The sequence below is a fragment of the Polaromonas sp. genome, from assembly GCF_030682935.1.
Lineage (GTDB): Bacteria > Pseudomonadota > Gammaproteobacteria > Burkholderiales > Burkholderiaceae_C > Polaromonas.
In genome coordinates this window covers 1-1,875 of the sequence record NZ_JAUXNA010000245.1, presented here as the reverse complement: position 1 = coordinate 1,875, position 1,875 = coordinate 1, and the positions used below count along the sequence as shown (strand labels likewise).

2 protein-coding genes are annotated in these 1,875 nt (G+C 57.3%); both read left to right on the top strand.

Features of this window, described 5'->3' with window-relative positions; all coding sequences use genetic code 11:
• A partial coding sequence (locus tag Q8K05_RS11355) for an aldehyde dehydrogenase family protein (protein ID WP_305246714.1) occupies nucleotides 1-709 on the top strand: 709 nt, incomplete at its 5' end.
• Nucleotides 710-997: 288 nt separating this feature from the next.
• On the top strand, nucleotides 998-1,875 hold an 878-nt coding region (aceA, locus tag Q8K05_RS11350; protein ID WP_305246713.1), incomplete at its 3' end, for an isocitrate lyase.

The following is a 1,875-nucleotide window of genomic DNA, read 5'->3' as shown; positions in this document are numbered from 1 at the left end:
CGAGCTGGGCGGCAAGTCGCCCAATATCGTGTTTGCCGACTGCCCCGACCTGGACCGCGCCGTCGCCGCCGCGGTGAGCAGCATCTTCTTCAACCAGGGTGAAAGCTGCAACGCGCCTTCGCGCCTGTTTGTCGAAAGCAGCATCAAGGACGCTTTTCTGGAAAAAGCGCTGGCGCTGGTGCCGCACTACCAGCCGGGCAACCCGCTGGACAACGCCACCGTGATGGGCGCCATCGTGGACAAGTCCCAGCTCGACAATGTGCTGCGCTACATCGAGACGGGCAGACGCGAAGGCGCCCGGCTACTGGCTGGCGGCGAGCGGGCACTGCTTGATTCCGGCGGCTGTTATGTGCAGCCCACCATTTTTGACGGCGTGAAGAACGACATGACCATCGCGCGCGAGGAAATCTTCGGCCCTGTGCTCTCGGTGCTGTCTTTCACCGATGCGGCCGATGTGGTTCGGCAGGCGAACCAGAGCATTTATGGCCTGCAGGCCGCAGTATGGACGCGTGACATCAACAAGGCGCTTGGCGTGGCGCGCGCGCTACGTGCCGGCACGGTACACGTGAACCAGTATGACGAGGACGACATCACGGTGCCGTTTGGCGGTTTCAGGCAAAGCGGTGTGGGACGCGACAAATCCCTGCATGCCTTTGACAAGTACACCGAGACCAAAACGACGTGGATCCGCATCGACAGCCCGGTGTGAGGCCGATGGACGGGCGTCCGATCTTTAATTGATTTCACTATGCGAAAAGGCTGCGCGAATTATGGAGGAGTCATTGCCTATGGTGCAGTATATTTTTTCATTGAGAAAAATAGGTTTTCACATCATGGAATCATGACTTTAAGCTATTGATATTTAATAGAAAATTTTTAATCTTATATAAGACATAAGAGAAAAATAACTCTTATATAAGAGTTAAAATAAAGCCATGGCAAGGGGCTTCATCAGCCATCCCTGCCACCTTTTTTCAACTCACTTCCGGAGGTTTTTATGCCGCAATCCATCACCGAACAACTGAGCCGCGAACAGCAGATCGAAGCCCTTGAAAAAGACTGGGCCACCAACCCGCGCTGGAAGGGTATCAAACGCGGCTACAGTGCCGCTGATGTGGTCCGCTTGCGTGGCTCCTTTCCTATCGAGCACACCTTGGCGCGCCGTGGCGCTGAAAAGCTCTGGGGCCTGGTGAACAATGAGCCTTACGTCAACTGCCTGGGTGCGCTGACAGGCGGCCAGGCCATGCAGCAGGTGAAAGCCGGCGTCAAGGCCATCTACCTGTCGGGCTGGCAAGTCGCCGCCGACAACAACGGTTATGCCGCCATGTATCCCGACCAGTCGCTGTACCCGGTGGACTCGGTGCCGAAAGTGGTCGAACGCATCAACAACACCTTCCGCCGTGCCGATGAAATCCAGCACTCCAAGGGTATCGATGCCGGCGACGCAAATTACATCGACAATTTCGCGCCCATCGTGGCCGATGCCGAAGCCGGTTTTGGCGGCGTGCTGAACGCGTTTGAACTGATGAAGGCCATGATCAGTTCCGGCGCGGCTGGCGTTCACTTTGAAGACCAGCTGGCCTCCGTCAAGAAATGCGGCCACATGGGCGGCAAGGTGCTGGTGCCTACCGCCGAAGCCTGCCAAAAACTCATCGCTGCCCGCATGGCAGCCGACGTTTGCGGCGTGCCCACCCTGGTGATTGCCCGTACCGATGCAGAAGCTGCCGACTTGCTGACCAGCGACTACGACGAGAACGACAAGCCTTTCATCACGGGAGAACGCACCGCTGAAGGTTTCTACAAGACCAAAAAAGGCATGGACCAAGCCATTTCGCGCGCTGTGGCCTACGCCCATTACGCCGACCTGGTGTGGTG